This is a genomic window from Pedobacter sp. Leaf194 (assembly GCF_001423945.1).
Taxonomy (GTDB): domain Bacteria; phylum Bacteroidota; class Bacteroidia; order Sphingobacteriales; family Sphingobacteriaceae; genus Pedobacter.
The window spans coordinates 209,657-232,234 of record NZ_LMPU01000009.1; the positions used below are offsets into that span (position 1 = coordinate 209,657).

Annotated in this window: 17 protein-coding genes and 1 tRNA gene; 11 read left to right on the forward strand and 7 right to left on the reverse strand. The window is 40.1% G+C overall.

All coding sequences use genetic code 11. The features are described from left to right. Nucleotides 1-60 precede the first annotated feature (60 nt). The gene (locus ASG14_RS11070; protein ID WP_056871135.1) at nucleotides 61-669 is read left to right on the forward strand and encodes a DUF1684 domain-containing protein; all 609 of its coding nucleotides are present in this window, start codon (nucleotides 61-63) and stop codon (nucleotides 667-669) included. Between the two features lie 90 nt (nucleotides 670-759). Next, nucleotides 760-1,506: a LytTR family DNA-binding domain-containing protein gene (locus ASG14_RS11075; protein WP_056871136.1), complete on the forward strand. Its 747-nt coding sequence runs from the start codon at nucleotides 760-762 to the stop codon at nucleotides 1,504-1,506. Between the two features lies 1 nt (nucleotide 1,507). On the opposite strand, the gene ASG14_RS11080 is transcribed toward ASG14_RS11075, so the two are convergent. Both ASG14_RS11080 and ASG14_RS11085 read right to left on the reverse strand, forming a co-directional pair. Next, on the reverse strand, nucleotides 1,508-3,769 hold the full coding sequence (locus ASG14_RS11080; RefSeq protein WP_056871137.1) for a tetratricopeptide repeat protein: 2,262 nt from the start codon (nucleotides 3,767-3,769) through the stop codon (nucleotides 1,508-1,510). Nucleotides 3,770-4,080: 311 nt separating this feature from the next. Next, nucleotides 4,081-6,501, reverse strand: coding sequence for a thiamine pyrophosphate-dependent enzyme (locus ASG14_RS11085; RefSeq protein WP_056871138.1), 2,421 nt, complete (start codon nucleotides 6,499-6,501; stop codon nucleotides 4,081-4,083). A gap of 171 nt (nucleotides 6,502-6,672) precedes the next feature. On the opposite strand from ASG14_RS11085, the gene ASG14_RS11090 reads away from it, so the two are divergent. The 3 genes from ASG14_RS11090 (at nucleotide 6,673) to ASG14_RS11105 (ending at nucleotide 9,110) form a co-directional block, all read left to right on the forward strand. Next, nucleotides 6,673-7,071 carry a DUF1573 domain-containing protein gene (locus ASG14_RS11090; protein WP_056871139.1) on the forward strand — a complete coding sequence of 133 codons (399 nt, stop codon included), beginning with the start codon at nucleotides 6,673-6,675 and terminating at the stop codon, nucleotides 7,069-7,071. 61 nt (nucleotides 7,072-7,132) lie between these two features. Continuing rightward, nucleotides 7,133-8,329 (forward strand): pyridoxal phosphate-dependent aminotransferase, encoded by a 1,197-nt coding sequence (locus ASG14_RS11095; protein ID WP_056871140.1) that lies wholly within the window; start codon nucleotides 7,133-7,135, stop codon nucleotides 8,327-8,329. Between the two features lie 184 nt (nucleotides 8,330-8,513). Next, on the forward strand, nucleotides 8,514-9,110 hold the full coding sequence (locus ASG14_RS11105) for a dihydrofolate reductase family protein (RefSeq protein WP_056871142.1): 597 nt from the start codon (nucleotides 8,514-8,516) through the stop codon (nucleotides 9,108-9,110). Nucleotides 9,111-9,209: 99 nt separating this feature from the next. Here ASG14_RS11105 and ASG14_RS11110 read toward each other — a convergent pair whose 3' ends face one another. After that, on the reverse strand, nucleotides 9,210-10,004 hold the full coding sequence (locus ASG14_RS11110; protein ID WP_056871143.1) for an SDR family NAD(P)-dependent oxidoreductase: 795 nt from the start codon (nucleotides 10,002-10,004) through the stop codon (nucleotides 9,210-9,212). Between the two features lie 232 nt (nucleotides 10,005-10,236). Between ASG14_RS11110 and ASG14_RS11115 the strand changes: the two genes are divergently transcribed. Next, a complete protein-coding gene (locus ASG14_RS11115; protein ID WP_056871144.1) occupies nucleotides 10,237-10,818 on the forward strand; it encodes a Crp/Fnr family transcriptional regulator in 582 nt (193 codons plus the stop codon). A 225-nt stretch (nucleotides 10,819-11,043) separates the two neighbouring features. After that, nucleotides 11,044-11,409: a helix-turn-helix transcriptional regulator gene (locus ASG14_RS11120; protein WP_056871145.1), complete on the forward strand. Its 366-nt coding sequence runs from the start codon at nucleotides 11,044-11,046 to the stop codon at nucleotides 11,407-11,409. 108 nt (nucleotides 11,410-11,517) lie between these two features. Here the strand turns inward: ASG14_RS11120 and ASG14_RS11125 are convergent, their stop codons facing one another. Both ASG14_RS11125 and nhaA read right to left on the reverse strand, forming a co-directional pair. Beyond that, nucleotides 11,518-12,849, reverse strand: coding sequence for a DUF389 domain-containing protein (locus tag ASG14_RS11125; protein ID WP_056871146.1), 1,332 nt, complete (start codon nucleotides 12,847-12,849; stop codon nucleotides 11,518-11,520). Further along, the gene (nhaA, locus tag ASG14_RS11130) at nucleotides 12,836-14,188 is read right to left on the reverse strand and encodes a Na+/H+ antiporter NhaA (RefSeq protein WP_082491524.1); all 1,353 of its coding nucleotides are present in this window, start codon (nucleotides 14,186-14,188) and stop codon (nucleotides 12,836-12,838) included. The genes ASG14_RS11125 and nhaA overlap by 14 nt, the downstream gene beginning before the upstream one ends. 259 nt (nucleotides 14,189-14,447) lie before the next feature. Between nhaA and ASG14_RS11135 the strand changes: the two genes are divergently transcribed. Next, entirely contained in the window at nucleotides 14,448-16,715 is a 2,268-nt protein-coding gene (locus ASG14_RS11135; RefSeq protein ID WP_157274904.1) for a S41 family peptidase, read from the forward strand. Nucleotides 16,716-17,293: 578 nt separating this feature from the next. Here ASG14_RS11135 and ASG14_RS11140 read toward each other — a convergent pair. Both ASG14_RS11140 and ASG14_RS11145 read right to left on the reverse strand, forming a co-directional pair. Continuing rightward, a tRNA-Leu gene (locus tag ASG14_RS11140) sits at nucleotides 17,294-17,373 on the reverse strand. A gap of 88 nt (nucleotides 17,374-17,461) precedes the next feature. After that, a complete protein-coding gene (locus ASG14_RS11145) occupies nucleotides 17,462-17,752 on the reverse strand; it encodes a DUF3817 domain-containing protein (protein WP_056871148.1) in 291 nt (96 codons plus the stop codon). 264 nt (nucleotides 17,753-18,016) lie between these two features. On the opposite strand from ASG14_RS11145, the gene ASG14_RS11150 reads away from it, so the two are divergent. From ASG14_RS11150 to ASG14_RS11160, 3 genes are all read left to right on the forward strand, one after another. Next, nucleotides 18,017-19,501, forward strand: coding sequence for an alpha-amylase (locus ASG14_RS11150; RefSeq protein ID WP_056871149.1), 1,485 nt, complete (start codon nucleotides 18,017-18,019; stop codon nucleotides 19,499-19,501). An 86-nt stretch (nucleotides 19,502-19,587) separates the two neighbouring features. After that, the gene (locus ASG14_RS11155; RefSeq protein WP_056871150.1) at nucleotides 19,588-20,385 is read left to right on the forward strand and encodes an alpha/beta fold hydrolase; all 798 of its coding nucleotides are present in this window, start codon (nucleotides 19,588-19,590) and stop codon (nucleotides 20,383-20,385) included. 19 nt (nucleotides 20,386-20,404) lie between these two features. After that, nucleotides 20,405-21,856: a PAS domain-containing sensor histidine kinase gene (locus tag ASG14_RS11160; protein WP_056871151.1), complete on the forward strand. Its 1,452-nt coding sequence runs from the start codon at nucleotides 20,405-20,407 to the stop codon at nucleotides 21,854-21,856. Nucleotides 21,857-22,578: the final 722 nt, after the last annotated feature.

The following is a 22,578-nucleotide window of genomic DNA, read 5'->3' on the forward strand; positions in this document are numbered from 1 at the left end:
ACAACATAAATTATTTCACACCTCATAATTACGGAAGTTCATTTATCAAGATAGCAAATCATGAAAATCCTCTCTATCCTGCTGATATTCCTAAGTGTAAACACTTTTGCTCAATCGTTTTCCGAGCAAATTGCAAAGCATCGCGAAAGCTACAAACAGGATTTTGTTAAGGACAATTATGCTCCCTTGAAGGAAAATGACTTACAAGATCTTCATTTTTACGATGCCGACAGTACCTTTCGAATTTTGGCAGATGTCGAAATTTTAAAAAACCAAAAGGTGTTTAAAATGCCCACCTACGACGGAACAAGCAAGGAATTTTATAGATATGCGAAAATTAATTTCAGCTTAAACGGAAAAACGGTTACGATGACTTTATACAAGAGCATGGCCTTAGCTGGCAACCCGGCGTATAAGGATTTACTGTTTTTGCCGTTTACCGACGAAACAAACAATAAAGAGACCTACGGTGGCGGTAGGTATATAGATTTGAGTTCGAAAGCAATTGCAAACAACAAAATCGAAATCGACTTTAACAAAGCATATAACCCATATTGTGCTTATAGCGATGGATACCGTTGCCCTGTTCCGCCTGAAGAGAATGATTTGCAATTAGAAATTAAGGCCGGCGAAATGAATTACACGGGCGAAAAGAAACATAAAAAGTGATTTCTGTTCCATTGGCGGATTAAAATCTTATATTTAGGTAAAACAAATGTTACAAAATGCTTGTTTAAGAAATCTAAATTGACCCTTGCTATGTATAGTTGTTTGATAATTGACGATAATGAAATAGAGCGTGACGCTATCGAATTGCATTTAAGAAAAATACCGAATCTGAATATTGTTGCCATTTGTAAGAACGGAATTGAAGCTGCAACTATCCTATCCAAACAAGATCTAAATATCGTTTTCTCGGACATAGACATGCCTGAACTATCAGGCACGGAGCTTTATAAATCTCTAAAAAACAAGCCCCTATTTATATTCATTACCTCTCATAGCCATTATGCGGCAGAGAGTTTTGATTTAGATGCCATCGATTTTGTAGTAAAACCCGCCACATTTGAACGGCTGTTGAAAGCGACAAACAAAGCGATAGAATATCTTGAGCTTAGAAAAAATGCTTCCCAAATAAGTGATGACCTCACCAAATCGGTTGAAAATAACGATGATTATTTCTTTTTCAGAGAAACTAAAGGCATCACCAAATTAAATTACAAAGATGTTATTTACATCGAGAGCATGGGCGATTTTTCTAAAATCTACACCAGCGACGAAAAACATGTTATACTCGTTGGACTAAAAAATCTGGAAAAGCAACTACCTGATTTTTTTGCGAGAGTGCATAAACAATACATTATAAATGTTAACCACATCTCAACAATAACATCTCACGAAGTTCATTTAACGCAAAACTTTACCGTGCCAATAAGCGCAATGAACAGGCAGGAACTTTTAGACAAGGTGATTGACAAAAAAACTTTATCGAGATTTAAAAAATAAATCAGGCTTTTTTAAGGCAGAGCGTAAATTTACTGCCGCTATTTTTTACAGAGTCAACTGCTATTTTGCTCTCCATCAATCCCATAAAGGTTCTGCATAACAGTAAGCCTAGCCCGGTACCTTTTTCGCGATTTGTTCCCGGCGTACTCACTCCAGCCCCCTGGTATTCTGATTTATTGAAATGGCTTACCTGTTCCTCGCTCATACCAATGCCCGTATCGCAAATTTCAATCTGCAGTTCTTCGCCCACAATTTTTGATTCCAACATTATCTTTCCGTGTTCGGGCGTAAATTTTATCGCGTTGCTAATCAAATTCCTCACAACAAGGCCGAGCATATTTGCGTCCGCTTTACACTCCGCATCTTCGCAAATGTTATTTTGGATTTCTATCCGCTTCAATTCTGCAGTGCTTTTAAATGAATCAACAATTTCTTCACTTAAATTTCGGGCATTCAATGTTTCCAGGTAAGGATTAAAACCCTGCATCTGGCTAGCTGCCCAATTGAGCAAATTTTCCATCATGGATGAAGTGTAAGCCAGACTATTTTTAAGTAGAGCAGCATAACGATTCAACTTATCCTGCTCAATATTTCCCTCCTCAAGTAGCTGAATAAAAGACAGTAAGGAGTTAACCGGGGTACGCATATCATGACTAACAACACTAAAGATCCGGTCTTTTACCTTACTTAACTGCTCAAGCTCGCGCTTCTGCTTATTTATTATTTTGTTTAGTCGCGTTGTTTTTCTTTGGTTGAAATATATCAAGCCGGCTGTAAATAAAACGAGTGCAAAAGCCACTGATAAGAATATTTTAACTTTGCCATCATACATAATCTGCTGATTTTGTTCTGATATTTGTCGGTTTTTTATCAATGCCTCATTTTTCGATAAGAGCTCAGACCTTTCAAAACTATTACTTTGTGCCCGTTTTTCGTTTTCTAAATCTTTTTGTTCCTGAAGAAATTTTAAACGCTGAAGCATTTTCTCCTTGTCACTCAAATCGAGCTGTTGCTGTCGCAGAATTAACTTTTGATGTTGCTGCTTCGCTAATAAAACCTGTTGTTGCAAAACAGCGTCTGTAAACTGTTGCTTTAATTGATAATCTTTTTCTTTAATACCGAAATCGAGCTGCATTTGCCGGCGGGTTATCTCTTTCTCCTTTTCCGCATTAAATATTTCTTCTTTCACGATAACGTATTGCTTATAAAAAGCCAGCGATTCGTCGTATTTTTTAAACTTATCATAGGCTTCACTCAACGCTAAATTCGTGTCTCTTTCCAGATCTAATAATTTATTTTGCTGAGCAATATTTAATGCCTGGGTAAGTAGCTTTACTGCATTCACATAATCGCGTTGGTGCATGTAAAAATCACCTAAAGCTTTCAGGCTGTGCGCATAATCCTTTTTAGAATTCGATTTTTTACTAACTTCTATCGAGCCCTGGTAAGATTTGAAGGCCAAATCCTTCTGACCTAGTTTTTCATAAACCCAACCCAAATTAACCCTGTTTGAGCTAATGATATCATCATTCTCCTCATCTTTTTCTGCAAGTTTTAATGCTTTCTTAAAATTTTCGAGGGCCACAGTAAGTTTTTGTTCGGGTAAAATATCCATTGAAAGCAGCTCTCCCTGGCTTGCTGCGAAATAAGCCAAGCCAATTGCTTCATAAGCGACAGCCTGGCCTCTTTCATCATTATTTTTAATAAAAAAAGTCAAAGCTATTTTGGCATATTCCAAAGCTTTTTTATGCTGACCCAAATCCTGAAAAATGGATGAAATGTTAATGTAGCAACTCGATAAATTAGCCTCGCTGTTTGTTTTTTGATAAATCGCAACCGCTTTTTGATTCATTTCCAGTGCCTTAGCATAATCTGGTATGGCAACATACATGGCGCCTAAACTCATGTAAATGCCCGCTGCCCTTGTCTGATTATTTACAGATAAATATTCTTTAAGCGATTTTAAATAATTTTCTTCGGCTTTCTGGTAGTTTGATAAGCCATGATAATATAAGCCAAGCCGGTTGTAAATTAAACCGGCAAAATTTTTCGAATTTAATTTATTTGATAGCTGAATACCTTTAAGTGCAAAATCCTCTACCTTCTCAGGATTATTCATTCGACTATATTGCCGGATGATGTCGAGATAAAGTGAAATTCTAACCGAATCCTGTTTTGGATAATTTTGGTTTAGTTTTAATAAACTATCCAGTCTGTTGATTTGCTGCGAACTCTGGCCGAAAGAAAGGTTTCCAAAAAACATCAAAGTCAGCAGAATTAGATTTCTACAACGCCTTATTTTGATATAATTGAAGCACATGAAAACCATTAGCTAGACTACAACTGAGAATAAAAAATTCATACTGAAAAAAATCAGCGTGTAAGCACTGGTAATGAGAAGAATGGCAAATAAATTAACGGGACTGATTGATTTCTTAAACAGGGCGTAATATAACTTTTTTATTTGATTATGATAATGAAAAGCGTTTTTTACATAACCTGAAAGCAGATCATACCTCTTTTGTTTTTATTTACTACAAAAGAGGTACCTGCTGATAAAGACGATCGTTCCGGTTAAAATATACCAGGAAATTTTGCGGGGTTTGAATCGTGCATCATCTGATAAACCGCTTCAACGACATCATCAACTGAGGGCTTACTAAAATAATCTCCATCAGACCCAAACGGTGGCCGGTGGGCCTTTGCCGTTAATGTTTGTGGCTTGCCATCAAGGTGGAAATAGCCTTCTTGTTGCTCTAAAATTTGCTGCAAAATATAGGCAGATGCGCCGCCTGGTACATCTTCGTCAACAATGAGCAGTTTATTGGTTTTCCTTAAGGATGATGCACAAACGTTTTGCTTATCGAAAGGCAAAAGTGTTTGTGGATCGATAATTTCTATTGATATTCCAAGCAAAAGGAGTTCTTCTGCGGCTTCCTGCACGATTCTCAACGATGAACCGTAAGATACAACCGTTATATCTGTTCCTTCTTCCAGCACTTCCGCCTGGCCAAGCGGTATAGTGAATTCGCCAACATTATTTGGAAGTTTTTCTTTTAAACGATAGCCATTTAAACATTCGATAACAACAGCGGGTTCGTCGGCTCTAAAAAGCGTATTGTACATACCCGCGGCTTGCGTCATGTTACGCGGAACACATAAATGCAAACCTCTTAACGAACCTAAAAGCATGCCTATCGGAGAACCTGAATGCCAGATTCCTTCCAAACGATGCCCTCTCGTTCTTACGATTACCGGTGCTTTCTGAATCCCTTTTGTTCGGTAAGAAAGTGTTGCCAGGTCATCGCTTAACACATTTAGCGCAAATATTAAATAATCAAGGTATTGGATTTCAGCAATTGGTTTTAAGCCACGCATGGCCAGGCCTATACCCTGCCCCATAATGGTCATCTCCCGTATGCCGGTATCTGTAACCCTTAATTCACCATATTTAGTTTGCAAACCTGCAAACCCCTGATTAACATCGCCAATATTTCCTAAATCTTCGCCAAAAGCAACCAAACGTTGGTCTCGCGAAAAATTTTCGTCAAAACAGGCATTCAAAACCTCACGTCCGTCAACCATTTTTGAAAGGTCATCGTAAATGGCAGGTACCACGGCAGTTTTCTCCGGACCATCATTTCCACCGGTATGTAATTTTGAATTGTAGCGTTTGTAATTCTTTTCATCCTGATTTCTATACCAGGCAACAAGAGCATCTCGCTCTGCTGTGGATTTCCCTGCCGATAAACGGATTGCTTTTCTCGCAGCGACGAAAATTTCCCTGCGTTGAGCATCAGCTGTTGAAGCAAGTTGAGAAGAAAGTTTGGCCAGTTCAGGCTGATGCTGAGCCATTGCAGCAATAAAATCTACAACGCTTTTCTGCTCAGGTTTCATGCTGTCCAAAAACTCGTTCCAGGCTTCCTTCTGCGCATTTCGAACAAAAACCTTCGCGTTTTTCTCAAGCTCGGCAAGCTCGTCGTCCGTTACAATTGCAGATTCAAGCATCCACTCACGCATTTTTGCAATGCAATCATGCTCCACTTCCCAGGCCAGTCTATCTTTCGATTTGTATCTTTCATGGGAACCCGAGGTACTATGCCCTTGGGGTTGAGTAAGTTCGGTAACATGAATTAATACCGGTACGTGTTCTTCTCGGCAAACGTTAATTGCTTTTTCGTAAACCTCACACAATGCAGGATAATCCCAACCTTTAACTTTATAAATTTCGTATCCAAGGTTTTTTTCATCCCTTTGGAAACCTTTTAATACCTCCGAAATATCTTCTTTTGTTGTCTGGTATTTTGCCGGAACAGAGATTCCATACGCATCATCCCAAATGGAAACCGCCATAGGAATTTGAAGCACGCCCGCAGCGTTTATTGCTTCGAAGAAAACACCTTCAGATGTAGAAGCATTTCCAATGGTACCAAAGGCAACTTCATTTCCATTTACAGAAAAATGTTTTAGATAATCGAGTTCTTTATTATTTCTGAATAATTTCGATGCATAAGCCAAACCAACCAAACGGGCCATTTGGCCACCAGTTGGTGAGATATCAGAAGAAACGTTTTTAATTTGTGTTAAGTCATTCCAGCTTCCATCTTCGTTAATGGATTTTGTAGCGAAGTGACAATTCATTTGCCTGCCACCGGAGAATGGATCGGCGCTCTCACTCGGATTAGCGTATAATTGTGCAAAAAATTCCTTTATGGTAGAAATGCCTGCGGCAAATGCAAAAGTTTGATCACGATAATAGCCGGAACGCCAATCGCCGTTTTTAAAGGCTTTCGCCATAGCAATTTGAGGAACTTCCTTTCCATCGCCGAATATGCCGAATTTTGCCTTTCCTGTAAGCACCTCTCTGCGTCCTAGAATGCTGGCCTGCCTGCTCTCAAAAGCAATTTTATAATCATTTTTAACGATGGATTTAAAGTCGTTAAAACTTAGTTCAGAACCATCAATAGAATTGGTAATCAGTTTTCCATTCTGCATCGTAATCAAATATTGGTTGCAGCAAATATATACAAAATTAAAAGTTTGCCTTTAACCTCTACTGTAAAATTATATATGGATCAGCAAAATATATTTGGAATAGTTTTTGTTTTGTTAGATAAATATTAAATTTGTTTAGTTAAAACAAAAAAACGATTTCAACACATAAACATGAAAAAGATCTTAGTATTAATCGCCTTTGTAGCTGGCTTCGGTTTGATGGCAAATGCGCAAACGGCTGCAAAACCAGCTGAATTTAAATTTGAGGCAGAAACCCACGATTTTGGAAAAATTACGGTTAATAAGCCTGTAACTTATGAGTTTAAATACACAAATGTTGGCGAAGAGCCATTAATTATTACAAAAGCAGAAGCAAGCTGTGGCTGCACAACACCAAAATACACAACAGTTCCATTAAAGAAAGGTGAAACAGGTACAATTTCTGTAACATTTAGTGCTGCTGGTGCACCACAACCTTTTACCAAAACGGTTACGGTAACGTCTAATGCTAAAACACCAGTAAAAGTACTTTATATTAAAGGTGAAACTGTTGCGGCAGCGTCCAAGTAATTTTTTAAACGATAATTTTAAAAAGTCCCGGTTTTAACCGGGACTTTTTTATTTTTGTGCCATGCCAAAGATTTCACAAAAAGGCTTGCAGATGCCTGCATCGCCAATCAGAAAGTTAACACCATTTGCAGACAAAGCGAAAAAAGACGGTAAGAAGGTTTTTCATTTAAATATCGGCCAGCCGGATATTGAAACGCCAGAAGGAATGTTAAACGCGATTAAGAACATCGATTTTAATGTTTGGGCTTATACGCCGTCAGAAGGTACTTTGGCTTATCGCGAAAAACTGACTGAGTATTACAACAAATTGGGTTACAACATTGCTCCCGAAAACATTCTGGTAACTGTTGGTGGATCTGAAGCCATTACAATAGCAATGCAAACCTGTGTTAATGAAGGTGATGAAATTATCATTCCAGAACCATTTTACGCCAATTATAATGGCTTCGCATGCATGAGCAATGTAATTGTAAAGCCCATTTTATCTTATATAGAAAACGGTTTTGCACTGCCACCCATCGCGGAATTTGAGAAGCTGATTACCGAAAAAACAAAGGCGATAATTATTTGCAATCCTAATAATCCTACCGGATATCTGTACTCCAAAGAAGAGTTGGAAGCGCTCAAATCGCTATGTATTAAGTACGACCTTTTCTTGTTTTCGGATGAGGCATATCGTGAATTTTGTTATGATGGCAGGGCGTTTATATCGCCAATGCACCTGGCCGGCCTTGATGAAAATGTCGTAATTATGGATACAGTTTCTAAACGTTATAGCGCATGTGGCGCACGTTTAGGATGTTTAATTACAAAAAATAAGGACGTTATTGCATCAGGATTGAAATTTGCGCAGGCAAGGCTAAGCCCGGGTATGGTTGAGCAGATTGCGGGAGCTGCAGCTGTTGACACGCCGGACAGTTATTTTGAAAAGGTAAACACGGAATATACTTTGCGAAGAGACACTTTAGTTGGCCGGTTAAACAATATAGATGGTGTTTTTTGTCCAAACCCTGGAGGCGCATTCTATGTAGTGGCAAAATTCCCTATCGACGATGCAGATAAGTTTTGCCAGTGGATTTTAGAAGAGTTTGATTACAATAACCAAACGGTTATGATGGCACCCGCAACAGGATTTTATTCTACGCCAGGCTCTGGCAAAAATGAAGTACGGATGGCTTATGTTTTAAATACTGATGATTTAAATACCGCAATGGATTGTTTGGAAGTTGCCTTACAGCAATATCCTGGAAGGATTTAAGAAATTACAACACGAATCAAAGCCCTCAGAAAAGAAATTTTGAGGGCTTTTTTTTGATCCATAAAACAATGCGTTTTTTGACTGCATGTCTTCTTTTGCCTTGTGAAATGTCGCATATGCACCTCGCCTGTTTAAATTTAATGGCGCAACTTTAATCATTAATCAAGTTATTCAAATTCTAAAAATGAGAAAGATAACCGTTCTATCCTTTATTACACTGGATGGCGTGATGCAAAGTCCGGGTAGCCCTGAAGAAGACATTGATAATGACTTCACCCTTGGTGGTTGGGTAGCTCCCTATGGTGATGAAGAATCGGGCCAGTTTATGCAGAAACAATTGAAGCCAGCTGAATTGCTCCTTGGCCGCAAGACTTTTGAAATCTGGGAGAAATACTGGCCAAGTCATGCAGAATACTGGCTTGGGATAAATGAAGTAACTAAATACGTTTTTACCAACACGGTTAATAGCACGGAATGGTCGAACGTTGCATTTATAAACGATATTGAAAGCATAAAACAAATCAAAGCATCACAAGGCGGAGATATTAATGTTTGGGGCAGTAGCAAACTTGTTCAACTCTTGCTTCATCATGGGCTGGTAGATGAGTTTTGGTTAAACATACATCCCATCATTTTGGGTAAAGGGAAAAAGCTGTTTGATGGCCAAGCAGTTCCCGCTGCTTTTGAAATAGTGGAAAGTAAAGTCACTTCCAAAGGCCTTATCATGGTAAACTATAAAAAAATTGGCGATGTTAAAACTGGCAATGCCGGGCCTCCATAAAAGATGTGCAATTAAAATTACTTTTTATTATTAAAAAATAAAGCCTTGCATTTTCGATGCAAGGCTTTAAGCAATTTTCCTGAAAATATTGAGGTCAGTTTAGATTGCTGATTTTATTACGCCACCATCAGCACGAAGTGTGGCACCGTTCGTGGCTGAAGAAAGCGGACTTGCAACATAAGTAACGAGGTTTGCGATTTCAGCAGGCTCGATAAAACGTTTAAGTATTGATGTACCACGCATACTGGTAAAAAATACTTTCTCCATCTCTTCATCGCTTAAACCCTGTTGCTCGGCTGTTGCCTTCATAAAACCAGATATCGCCTCAGTTGATGTTGGTCCGGGTAAAATGGTGTTCACCGTAACTGCCGTGCCTACCGTCATTTCGGCCAAACCACGAGACAGGCCAATTTGCGCAATTTTCGAAACACCATATTGTATCATCTCGACTGGTATTTGTATGGCCGATTCACTTGAAATGAAGATTATCCGTCCCCAGTCTGCTTTTAGCATATTATCCAAATATGCACGGGACAAGCGGACTCCACTCATCACATTCATTTCATAAATGCTTAACCACTCCTCGTCTGAGATGTCTTTGAAAGCTTTGGGCTGGGCAGCGCCCGCATTATTTACAAGAATATTTACATCGGGAAATTGCAGAACAAGCTTTTCAATCTGCTCAGGCTGCGCCAGGTCTGCTGCTATTCCAAAAACTTTGGAGTTACCGGTTTCTGCCATGATCTGGGCTACCGCTGAATTTACACGTTCAGGTGTTCTTCCGTTTACAATAACCGTTGCACCTTCTGTTGCCAGCGACTTCGCGGTCGCAAATCCTATCCCTGTTGTAGACCCTGTAACAAGGGCAATTTTATCATTTAATTTAAGATCCATAATTGATATTTTTGTATTGTTTAATTTTTCACGTTTTCTACGTAAACAAAGTTCTGTATATCACCATCGTTCTACGAGGACATTTGACGCGATTTTTATGTGATAAATGTCACAGATTTTTTGCTACTTAAAGCCGGCGCATGCTATGATTGGTACAAGAAAAAAGTGGCAAGAACTGCTTAAACCATCCTGATTTGCGGTTTTTTTTAATAGTTTTGTTTAATACAAAGTTATGTTAGAAATCTTCGCCTCTTATTTAAAGGAAAATACAATTCTCAACCAAGAGGAACTGGAAGAAATATTTTCTGTAGTTGTTAGCCGGAAATTACGCAAGAGGCAATACCTCTTACAAGAAGGTGAGGTTTGTGGATTCAATTGCTTTGTTGCAAAGGGTTGCCTGCGAAATTACCGCATTGGCGAAGACGGAAATGAACACATATTACGATTCGCAGTTGCAAACTGGTGGCTCAGCGATCAGGAAAGCTATAATAATGATACCCCTTCAAAAAACAACATCGATGCACTTGAGGATAGTGATGTGCTAATCATTAAAAAAGACAAATTCGAAAAACTGCTCCAGAATATTCCCAATTTTAAAGACTTCATTTTCAACCTTAAAGCCAGGAGTTTCGATGCCAGTCAGAACAGAATTATGAGCAACATCAGCGACACAGTTGAAAAAAGATATGCCATGTTTATTGAAAACTATCCCGATATTTTTAATCGCGTACCGTTGCACATGATTGCCTCCTATCTGGGCGTATCGCGGGAAACTTTGAGCCGGGTAAGAAATCATTACGCAAAAACCCGTTGATGTGAATCTGAACATGTCTACTTTCTAACACATAAGTCTTTAACTGGGAGATATCAAAGTACGCCGACAGCTTAATTTTAAACATTTTTGCTACCACGACTGCAAAAGGTTTGTTTTGAATAGCCTCCTTGCGAGAAGATATTTAGACTAATTATCATTACCACAAAAACGTTAGCCTTCATAATCCTTTGCGTAATTTTGATTACTAATCATCTTAAGAAAAAAATGAGCGTAAACATAGGTTTAATGATCTGGAAGGAAATGAAACATAAAAATATTTCTGTTTCGGAGATTGCCGCAGCGCTGGAAATCAGTAAAACAAAAGTTCAGGAATTATTGAATACCGCCACGATTGACATAATAACGTTAGTGCGCATTAGTGAATTCTTAGATTATAATTTCTTCAGTTATTATGAAAGCGGCAAAGCGTTCTCAAAAATCGAACTACATGAAAAAAAGCGGCTGGCAGCGGAGGTTAACCGATTAAAGGCTTTACTCATCGAAAAAACCAAAGCTTTAGAACTTCAGGAAAGACTGAACAAGGTTCAGCTAAATACGATATCCTTATTGGAAAGAGGACAGTTTAGTTAAGCGATAAATTCAAACAGGCATTTCAAAAGTTATTTTCAATTCGGCTTGTTTCTGGTAGAAACAGAGCGCAGACCTTTTTTTGACGTGACTTTGAAAGTCAAAATATACCTATTGGAATGCCATTGTAAGCCTATTTGAGTTAAGCCTCGCCTTCAGCCATTTCTCGAGTTTGTATCGATCCGAAACAGACATTTCTGCAGTTAAGATCGCCGTAAACTGGAGTATTGTATCTGCCTTAAGCGTATCAGTATTGGTGAAAATTGCGTTTGTTAGGCTGTAGCTCCTAATGGTTGGAAAGAGGCTTTTCACCTCTTCACGAATTTCCGGCACAGAAGACGTTTCTTCAATATCATTTATGTTTTTCGTTTTGATTGAATCCCTGTTGAAGACATCTTCCATTATACTTGCCTTAATTTGGGAAAAATCTACGTTAGCGCCTGCATCTAATCCCTGCCTGATGGTAAGCTTTACGCCTTGCAGCTTGTAAAGCGTCAGGTTAGTCCGAATGCTATCCATTTTAGATTTGGGCAGCACTGCGCCAATTAACAGCAAATCAATTTCCCTGGATTTACGGGAGTACTTGAAACTTTTATTTACGACCTGTGTATTTCGAAAATCGAATTCCTCACGAACGAAACGCTGTGCGCTATTTTCAAAAATGCTTTTCTGCACAATGCCATAGGCGAGGTAAATGCTTGGCAAAATGGTTATCAACACGGTAATGAGGATGTATCTCGACACCTTTTTTTCGGTAGTTCTGTCTTCAAAATGTTTTTTGTTGAACTTTAAAAATCGAACGATAAGGTAGGTTGAGATGCAAATGAAAAGGCTGTTGATGAAGAAAAGATAAATTGCACCCGCAAAAAAAAGAAGATTTCCTGAGGCTAATCCAAACCCAGCAGTGCAAAGCGGTGGCATAAGTGCTGTAGCGATGGCAACCCCAGGAATTACGTTTGTTTTCTCTTTTCGGGTAACGGCAATTGCGCCGGCCAGACCGCCCAAAAAGGCAATAAAAACATCCCAGATTGATGGTGTAGTGCGGGCTAACAGCTCACTTTGTGCATCGTGTAATGGCGTAATATAAAAATAAAGCGTAGAGGTCGCAATACTAATTAAAGCTGCAATCAGCAGGTTTCTTCCACCCTGCCTTACCAAACTTAAATCATTTGTGCCAATACCCAAACCGATGCCAATGATTGGACCCATAAGTGGAGAGATAAGCATTGCCCCGATAATTACCGCAGTCGAATTTACGTTCAAACCGATAGAGGCAATGAATATCGCAAAAATGAGTTTCCACAGGCTTGGCCCAACAAAAATGGTATTGGCTTTAATAGCAGCAACTACTTCCTCCTCATTTGCCTTATCGAGGTGCAGGTTAAATCTGCGTTGAAAAAAAAGCCTGATGTATGCTGCCAGCCCCGATTTATGCTCCTCCATCGTTTTCGTTAAATTTCGTTTTACGCTGCCGAGTTCTCCGGAGCACAACTGTTCCCAACACGCCCGCTAAAACAGAAGCGATTAATATTCCGTATTTGGCTTGTTCACCATACTCCGGGTTTGAAAAGGCCAATCCACTTATAAAAAGCGACATGGTGAAGCCTATACCCGCGAGCAATGCTACGCCTGTCATGTGCGTCCAGTTACTATATTCTGGTAATCGGGCTATCCCTAATTTCACCATTAAAAAACAGAAGAGGAGTATGCCGATAAACTTTCCGAAAACCAGGCCTGCTGCCACCCCTATCGAAACAGGATTTAATACCGCCGAGAAAAAATCGGCCCCAATCAGAATACCTGAGTTCGCCAGTGCAAATAGCGGCATAATTAAAAAAGCGACATACGGGTGCAATGCATGTTCAATCTTCTGTAAGGGCGTTTCGGCGGCGAGACTTAAATTTTTAACCTGCTGAATTGTTCGGTGCTGATCAGGCGTTGTAAGTGTGCTGTTACTGGGAATCTCCCGGTCAAAATCATCTGTAAGTTTGCGTAAAACTTTCGAATAAACCTGCTCATCAATGCGGGTTCGGGCTGGAATGGTAAATGCAACCAGCACCCCCGCAAGTGTAGCGTGGACACCTGATAACAGAAAGCCTATCCACACGCCAATCCCTAATATCAGGTAAAATATGCTGTTTCTAATGCCTATAGCGTTTCCAATAATAAGTATGAGCAAAAAAATCCCGGCAATGCCAAGCGCCATGAAGTTTACCTGGCCGGTATAGAAAAAAGCAATAACCAACACCGCTCCCAAGTCGTCGGCTACGGCGAGTGCAGAAAGGAAAACTTTTATACTTCCCGGAATGTGTTTGCCCGCCATAGAAAGCAGGGCAAGTGCAAAGGCAATATCGGTTGCCATTGGAATGCCCCATCCATGCTCCGCCCCCGTTCCTCTGTTTATTAAAAAGTAGATTCCTGCCGGAACGAGCATGCCGCCAAGTGCGGCGGTCATCGGTAGAAGAGCCTTGGAAACGGTAGATAATTCCCCTTCCATAAATTCCCGTTTAAGCTCAAGGCCAATTACAAAGAAGAACAGCGCCATGAGTCCGTCATTTATCCAGATGTGTAGTGGCTTATCCAACAAATGCTCACCAAGACCTATTTTGAAAGGCGTTTCCCATAAATGATGATAAGATTCCCCTAAACTAGAATTGGCCCACAATATGGCTACAAGCACGCTAATTAGCAGTACAATTCCACTGGTATATTCCAAATGAACAAAACGACTAACCGGCGCAATAATTTTTTCTATTGGTGTTTTCGGTAAATTTTTTATCATGTTGAATGTTTCAGAATTTCATTAACTGGACCTAGAGATTTGGCAAGTTAACAATTCAAATATATAGCTTCAATTAAAGTTGTATACCAAGGATAAAAGAAATTGCTGCCAGAATTGTTTTTAAAACCTGCGAAAAGGCAGCAAATCATAAAAACTTAGTTACCTGTATGGAAATGGATTTAGTTTGTAAAAATTAAAAATCCGGTTCGTAATTTTGTATCTTAGCATACGTATATTATTGGCTCTTAAATCTTTAACCGTGAAATTAGTAAAACTTTTATTGCTATCTGCTATAATTTCTCTTGGCAGCACGAGCATTCTTTTGGCACAGGCCGATAAGCGCATCCAGCGCCTCGCAACCCTTGCCAAAATCTGGGGTGAAGTTAAATTCATACACCCTTATATCGCATACCGAAGTATCGATTGGGATAGGGCATTGATAAATGCGATCCCAAAAGTAAATGCTGCGAGAACCGCAGAGGAGTATTCAGAAGCTATAAACCTGATGTTGGGGGAATTAAAGGATAATCAAACCTTTTCTTTTGTAAAGACCAAAATATCAAATGATGGAAAATCAGCTTCGGAACCTGAACCTGTGAAACTCGAAAGCGGCATTCTTCATTTAAATGTACTTGCTGCCGCTAAATACACCGCTCAGAGCAAAGAAAATCTGAGGAACTTTAATCAAAAATTTTTCAGTCTTTATGAGCAGGCGAAATCTGTTCTTATTGATAGCCGCACAGGGGAAAATACAGACCAGAATATTTTGTATGATATAGATTATAACACTCGTAATATCATTTCAGAAATACTGGATTCGAAAATCACCTTGGGTACTATACGATACCGCTTGCACAATGGCTATCCACCTCAGGATGGGTCGACCTCCGGCGGCTACTATTCGGGCTTTACCACCGATGCACCTGTGGGTATCGGAAAAGATTTTGCCGGGGCGCCAAAAATGCTGCCGATGGTCATTTTGATGGATAAATATTCAGCACTTTCGCCGCTCTATTGCGGCTTACAGTCAGCCGGTAAAGCCATTATTGTATCAGAAAGCAATGATTTAGGTACTGAAGGGCACACGCTGGAAATTGGAGAAGGACTGATGGTTAGTTTAAGAACTGCCGAAATGGTTTCTGCTGACGGCGCTATAGGTTTTATGCCTGATGTACTTGCTGAAAAAGGGAATGCAATGCCTGCGGCAATGAAGATTCTGTCGGATGATAAATTTAGAAAACCGGAAAAAAAGCTAAACGCATCTAGTACGCCTCAAATTTCCCAAAAGGATAATACCTATGCTGAAATGGAGTTTCCCAACTCGGAATACCGCTTGTTAGCACTGTTTAGGTTTTGGAATGTGATAAATTATTTCTTCCCGTACAAGCAACTTACCGGCACCAACTGGGACACCGTGCTTACAAAGTATATTCCCCAGTTTGAGGCAAACCGGAATGTCGCAGATTATCGCCTTAGCGCAGGCAAATTAGTTGCTGAAATCCACGATTCGCACGGTTTCTTTTCGCCACCACGACTCAAGAATCCACCCCAGATCTTTCTTACCCCAACTGTAGAGGCCTATGCAGAAAATCAGACCTACATCCGTGGGGTGTTAGAAAAATCATCTGGTTTCCGAACAGGTGATGTTGTTAAGGAAGTGGACGGAATACCCATTGATAAGATATTAGAAAACTTTTCGGTTCGCATCTCTGCCTCTACTTCGCAATCTATGATGAGGCAGGTGCATGGCTATGGAATTTTTAGAGGCGAAAAGGATTCGAAGGCTGTATTTGTGGTAAAGGGCCTGGATGGAAAAATCCGAAAGGTTGAAACGGTTAGGAACGTGGCCGCGAACGACCCGCGGTTTAACGACTTTAAATTCTCCAGAGCAGCCAAACCGGTAATTTCAATTTTATCTTCCGGGTTTGCTTACGTAGATCTTGACAGGTTACAGCCAAACCAGGTCGATTCTATGTTTAAAATGATAATGAAAACGCCGGCTGTTATCTTTGATATGCGGGGCTATCCTAATGGAACAGCCTGGCAAATTGCACCACGTCTCAGCACCAAAGTACAGCCAATCGCTGCGCTGTTTGATAATCCTTTGATTGAGGGGAAAAATATTTCCGACGGGGAGTTTTCCGGAGCAACAAATTTTACTTTTTCACAGCGAATTCCAAAACGCGAACATGGTGAGGTTTATAAAGGACGTGTAGTTATGCTGATAGATGAAACCGCCCAAAGCCAGGCAGAACACACGGCACTGTTTTTTGAAGCTGCAAGGCCTGACATTACATTTATTGGGATGCCAACAGCTGGTGCAAACGGGGATGTAACCAACCTGATTCTTCCCGGAAATATAAAAGTTTCCTTCTCAGGGCATGGAGTACGCCACGCTGACGGTCGTCAGCTACAGCGTTTGGGAATTCAGCCAACTATCAAAGTAGCGCCATCTATACGGGGAATTATTCAAAGTAAAGATGAAATTTTAGATGCAGCCCTTAAGTTTTTGAAACAACAGCATTGATGATATAATGCTGGTGGATTTTTTTACTGGTTTACAGCAATTAGTGATGTTTTGTTATCTTTTGGCTTTTTCAATTTTTGAAATACGCATTAGCAATTCGTTAATTTGTATATTCTTTCTATCCAATCTAATTTCAGACATTACAACTACGAAAATTGTAATCATAAAACTTAAGAGCGGAATCGCAATCTGCATAAAATTCTTGGCTCTGTTGATCATGAAATTCTGGTGTCGAAATAAATATTTTTATTCGAATTAGCCATATTACCAAGGTCTCTTGAAAAGAATCCATCTTTCCCATTAGCCTGGTATAATGCAATTTCATCGACCGCTAATCACTCAGATATTATCAACGGCAACCAGCTTGCATCATTACCTAAAAATTCTTTGATTTCGCGTTATCGACACAAATGTCCTTATTAACCTGAATTAATTGCTTCAACGCTTGGCGGACAGCAATCTTAAGCACTCATGACTGAGTTTATCGAATTTAATAAATATGCATGAAAAACGGTGGTCGAGCTAAAAAACAAAGCCCTGTAAGTGTTTAACTTACAGGGCTTATAGTTGTTTTACTGTACCCGGAGCCGGAGTCGAACCGGCACGGTTTCCCACAGGTGTTTGAGACCAGCGCGTCTACCAATTCCGCCATCCGGGCATGTGTTGGACGGGGTTGCAAATGTATGTAACGAAAGGCTAAATCACAAAAATATTTTAAATTAGATTTTAAGCCTTTGGATATCAATTTATAGCGGCCGCTCATCTTTCAGTTTTCGATCGACTACAAAAGGCATAAACGGTAATAATGAAGCCAGAAAAATCAATACAGCCTTTCCAAAACTCCACTTTTGTTCCATCCAGCTCAACACCAGGCATGCGGCGTACAAAACAAATAAAAGGCCGTGCGCCCAGCCAGTATATTTTACCGCAAGCGGCATGTCGACAAAATATTTTAATGGCATGGCTACAAATAATAAAAGCAGGTAAGAAACGCCTTCGGCCACGGCAACCTTGCGAAAAATAGAAAGAGAACTCATGTATCTGATTGTTTTGCTTCGAAAATAAGGGATACGCACTGGCAATTAAAAACTAAATAATGATTTTACAATCTGGTGTCGGAATGTACATTGATTGAACCCAGTTCTACCAGGAAATAAACTGCAGCAAACAACAACCATTTCTAATGGGTCAGCGAAAGCTAAAGGCATAGTTTCAGGGAAAAGTAACTAAGCGGTAGAAAGCAAAACAATATGTTAGCTTATGTAGTTGTATGGCTGAACAATCAAATCCGAGATTACAGAATGGAAAATTTTACAATGTTGCAGTATTTTCAATGGTACTACCCTGCAGACGGAAGCTTGTGGAAAAAGATGGAAAAGGAAGCTGAGGAACTGAAAGCTTTTGGCATCGATACCCTTTGGCTCCCTCCTGCGCATAAAGGCATGGATGGTAAAAATTCACCTGGGTACGACATCTATGACCATTACGACTTGGGTGAGTTTGACCAAAAAGGCAGCGTTGGCACTAAATACGGAACAAAAGAGGAATTGCTACGTGCAGTTAAAGCCGGGCAGGCGGCGGGTTTACAGGTTTACATGGATATTGTACTTAACCACCTTGGCGGCGGCGATGAAGCTGAACCGGTGATGGTTAGAAAAGTCAATCCTGATAACCGCAATGAATTCATTTCAGAACCTTATGAAATAGAAGCTTTTACAAAATTTACTCACCCGGGAAGAAATAAAAAATATTCTGCATTCGAATGGGATTTTCAATGTTTTACCGGGGTAGATTTTGATAATTCGACCGGTGAAACGGCCATTTTTAGCATTCAAAATCAGTACGGTGAAGGCTGGCAGGAAGTTCTTGATACTGAAAATGGAAATTATGATTATTTGATGCTCTCAGATATCGACTTTCGCAATCCGCAAGTAGTAGAAGAGCTTAAAAAATGGGGCGAATGGTTTCATGAAACTGTTGCCTTTGATGGCCTTCGGCTAGATGCGATTAAACATATGCCGGTTGGTTTCTATAACGAATGGTTAGATCATATGCGTTCGGTTACCAACAAAGAGCTTTTTACTGTTGGCGAATATTGGGCTCCAGGAAAAGTAAATGACATGCTTCAGTATATCGATGCCACAGAAGGCCGGATGTCGCTATTCGATGCCTGCCTCCAGGCAAATTTCTCCACAGCATCTAAACAAGGTGCAGATTATAACCTTTCGACCATTTTCGAAGAAACACTTGTGCAGGCGAGGCCAGAGCTTGCTGTAACACTGGTGGAGAACCATGATACCCAGCCGCTTCAGTCGCTTGAACAAACTGTAGATTTTTGGTTCCGGCACCTCGCCTACGCACTAATTCTGCTTAGATCTACGGGCTATCCATGTATTTTTTACCCAGATTTATATGGTGCAAAATATTGTGATGAAGGTAGTGATGGTGAAAAACATGAAATTACACTTGAGCCTGTACCCGAAATACAGACTATGCTTGGCTTGAGGAAAAATAACGTTTACGGCGAGCAAACTGATTATTTCGACCATCCTAATTGTATTGGCTGGACGGTAAGTGGCGCTGAGGAAAAACCAGGCTCGGGTATTGCTGTTGTCATGTCAAACGGCGAAGCGGGTTTTAAAGATATGTTTATGGGGCATGCCTTTGCTGGCAAAACTTTTAGAGACCGCCTGGGTACGGTTAGTGAGGCAGTAGTAATTAATGATGAAGGCTGGGGTACTTTCCATTGCCAGGGTGGTGGCATATCGGCATATACGGCTGATTAGAGCAGTGAACTTGAAGGGCCGGCGGGAACCATAGGTTTGATAAAGAATGAATTTATATTAACTTTACCCAATATTAGTTAATGCCCATGTTACACCCTACGCTCGCCCGAAACAACGTCAACATTATTGGAAACGGACAGCAAGTAATACTATTTGCTCATGGATTTGGTTGCGATCAAACTGCATGGCAATTTGTGATCGATGCCTTTACTGATGATTTTAAAGTTGTATTGTTTGATTATACCGGATCTGGTAAATCGGACATCAGCAAATACAGCACCACCAAATACGGCGTTATTGATGGCTATGTACAGGATGTACTCGATATTTGTGAAGCTTTAAATCTTAAAGACGTCATTTTTGTAGGCCATTCCGTAAGTTGTATGATTGGCCTTTTAGCGGCGATTAAAGCGCCCGAATACTTTTCTAAGCTTGTATTTGTTGGGCCTTCGGCCAGGTATTTGAACGAAGGTGACTATGTTGGTGGGTTTGAGCGGGAAGACCTTGAGAAGTTATTTGAACTTATGGAAGGCAACTACCTCGGCTGGTCAAGCATGATGGCACCAAATATTATGGGTAATGCAGAAAGGCCGGAACTTGGTGGATTTTTAACGTCAAGTTTTTGCGCAACTGACCCTGATGTAGCAAAAGATTTTGCAAAGGTTACTTTCTTCTCCGATAACCGTGCCGACCTTGGCAACCTCACGGTAGAAAGTTTGACTTTACAATGCGCCGAAGATATTATCGCCCCCGATGCAGTTGGCAAGTTTATTAACGAGCACACACCAAAAAATCAGATTGTTTTCTTAAATGCAACAGGCCATTGTCCACACATTAGTGAGCCGGAAGAAACAATTCAGGCCATTAAAGCGTTCGTTAATTAAAATCAAATAAAGCGAAGCCATGAGCGGAACGAAAGATACATTGGAAGCGCTCATTGATGCCGACGAATTATACCATAGTGCGCCATGTGGTTATTGCTCACTATCGCTAAAGGGCGAAATTTTAAAGGTTAACAGGACTTTACTTACCTGGCTCAAATCAGACGAAAAACTGGTTGGCAATAAATTTACCATGCTGCTACCAAAAGGTGGACAAATGCATTTTGAAATGTTTTTCCTGCCGATGGTAAGTATGGAAGGGCGTGTAAAGGAACTTAGCTATGAACTTATTTGCAACGACGGCAGCTCGATACCCATTCTATTGGCTGCAAATACCATCATTGGGGAAAATGGTAAAATAAAAGCCATTAATGTTGCAATTACCGATAGCAGCGAGCGTAGACTATACGAAAAGGAACTACTAAAAGCGAAGAATTTTGCCGAACGCGAACAAAAACGCCTGGAATTTATGGCAGATTTGGCACATGAAATGATTTGGACGGCAAATTCTACCGGACGCATTAATTATTTCAATGCCCGGTTCTGCGAATACTTTAATTGTGGCAAACAGGAAACCAGAACTTCTTTCTTTTTAGCAAAGGTACATCCGGAAGAACTTCGCGGCCTGCTTGGCGGTTGGAGAAAAAGCCAGTCATCTGGCGGTGAATTTAACCAACTCATCAGGTTGCGCAACCAGGATAGTAATTATGAATGGCATCAGCTAAAAGCGTCGCGTTTTGTATTTGGCGATGACGATCAAACCAGCTGGTTTGGCTCCTGTTTAAATGTAAACGAACACATTGGTGCGCTGAAAAAGAAGGATGAGTTTATCAATATTGCCAGTCACGAACTGAGAACGCCAATTACAAGCTTAAAGGCAATTCTACAGCTGCTGCAAAGAATGAAAACGGAAGGTTCTGAACGCATGGCGGGCCTTATCGATAAAGCCAATCACAATGTTGGCCGGGTAACAGAAATGATCGACGATTTACTAAATGCCAGTCAACTGAACGAGGGACAACTCAAACTCAATAAAAAATCATTTAACTTAAGTGAAATGATTGGAAGTTGTGTGCACCACATTCGCATTGAAGATAATTATAAGATTACGACAATTGGAGATGCTACTGTTTCTGTTTTGGCAGATGAAGGCCGCATTGAGCAGGTGCTCAGCAACTTTATAACAAACGCAATTAAGTATGCACCAGAAAGTTATCATATAAAAATTAGAATAACGCCTCGATCGGGCTTTGTACAGGTAGCGGTGACTGACGAAGGTCCTGGGATACCGGCTGAAAAACTCCCTTATCTGTTCGACCGTTACTATCAGGTAAATACGAGCGGCGGCCGTTATTCGGGACTTGGCCTAGGCTTGTTTATCTGTGCAGAAATTGTAAGGCAGCATGGCGGCGACATTGGCGCAGAAAGTGTTGTTGGCAAAGGCAGTACTTTTTGGTTTACACTGCCCGTTTAGCAGCTTGCTATAAAATGCTTTTAATAAGTAACGGGTTAAAGTACGAGCGATTACACATCTCATTTTAGGAAAACGCGACGCAGAAGTAAAAACCGATTAGATAGCGAACGATGTTCTTGTTTAGATGTTAATAACTTTTCTTCGAATTCATTCGTTTTTAACGAGGTTTTACGATACCTTAATGTTTTAATTACACTAACCAAATAATTAAAGCTATGAGCACATTCCTAATCATCGTATCCGTATTCTATTTAACCTCCTTTGGGTTTATCATTTCGAGCTTATCATCAGCCAAGCAAATTCCTAATGACCAAGACAACACCTACTAAATCTGGATTAAGCTCTCACTTCTCCTCTTTATAAATTCCTTTACCTTAACGTCTTTTTCGAATATTTCGATTCTTAAACACGAGATATAGCAATTAGCAAGCATCAGGCGTAAATAATTAGATCTGTAAATTTCCTATTCATCCAATTTTTAAGTCAATTGTCGCTTAACGATCTCTGTGTGTGAGGTGCCGAGCCGCTTGCTAAAAAATAATTTTTAATTCTGAAGCTGGATCCAAAGAGGGAAAGAAATTAATCCCGTGGCTAATTGATACCCGTTTTAATAAGTGCCGGCAACATTTCCAACCGCTAAAGTCTACAAAAAAAGGGCAAACAAAATATGTTTACCCTTTACCTATACCAAAAATAATCTATTGCTTGTGACGCTCTCACCT

What these genes read in the sequence shown, in the direction of transcription:
- ASG14_RS11080 (WP_056871137.1), bottom strand. Translation starts at nt 3,769, where the DNA reads ATGTTTTTTGGAAACCTTTCTTTCGGCCAGAGTTCGCAGCAAATCAAC.
- ASG14_RS11070 (WP_056871135.1), top strand. Translation starts at nt 61, where the DNA reads ATGAAAATCCTCTCTATCCTGCTGATATTCCTAAGTGTAAACACTTTT.
- ASG14_RS11125 (WP_056871146.1), bottom strand. Translation starts at nt 12,849, where the DNA reads ATGGAGGAGCATAAATCGGGGCTGGCAGCATACATCAGGCTTTTTTTT.
- ASG14_RS11085 (WP_056871138.1), bottom strand. Translation starts at nt 6,501, where the DNA reads ATGCAGAATGGAAAACTGATTACCAATTCTATTGATGGTTCTGAACTA.
- nhaA (WP_082491524.1), bottom strand. Translation starts at nt 14,188, where the DNA reads ATGATAAAAAATTTACCGAAAACACCAATAGAAAAAATTATTGCGCCG.
- ASG14_RS11105 (WP_056871142.1), top strand. Translation starts at nt 8,514, where the DNA reads ATGAGAAAGATAACCGTTCTATCCTTTATTACACTGGATGGCGTGATG.
- ASG14_RS11075 (WP_056871136.1), top strand. Translation starts at nt 760, where the DNA reads ATGTATAGTTGTTTGATAATTGACGATAATGAAATAGAGCGTGACGCT.
- ASG14_RS11145 (WP_056871148.1), bottom strand. Translation starts at nt 17,752, where the DNA reads ATGAGTTCTCTTTCTATTTTTCGCAAGGTTGCCGTGGCCGAAGGCGTT.
- ASG14_RS11150 (WP_056871149.1), top strand. Translation starts at nt 18,017, where the DNA reads ATGGAAAATTTTACAATGTTGCAGTATTTTCAATGGTACTACCCTGCA.
- ASG14_RS11090 (WP_056871139.1), top strand. Translation starts at nt 6,673, where the DNA reads ATGAAAAAGATCTTAGTATTAATCGCCTTTGTAGCTGGCTTCGGTTTG.
- ASG14_RS11160 (WP_056871151.1), top strand. Translation starts at nt 20,405, where the DNA reads ATGAGCGGAACGAAAGATACATTGGAAGCGCTCATTGATGCCGACGAA.
- ASG14_RS11110 (WP_056871143.1), bottom strand. Translation starts at nt 10,004, where the DNA reads ATGGATCTTAAATTAAATGATAAAATTGCCCTTGTTACAGGGTCTACA.
- ASG14_RS11155 (WP_056871150.1), top strand. Translation starts at nt 19,588, where the DNA reads ATGTTACACCCTACGCTCGCCCGAAACAACGTCAACATTATTGGAAAC.
- ASG14_RS11115 (WP_056871144.1), top strand. Translation starts at nt 10,237, where the DNA reads ATGTTAGAAATCTTCGCCTCTTATTTAAAGGAAAATACAATTCTCAAC.
- ASG14_RS11120 (WP_056871145.1), top strand. Translation starts at nt 11,044, where the DNA reads ATGAGCGTAAACATAGGTTTAATGATCTGGAAGGAAATGAAACATAAA.
- ASG14_RS11095 (WP_056871140.1), top strand. Translation starts at nt 7,133, where the DNA reads ATGCCAAAGATTTCACAAAAAGGCTTGCAGATGCCTGCATCGCCAATC.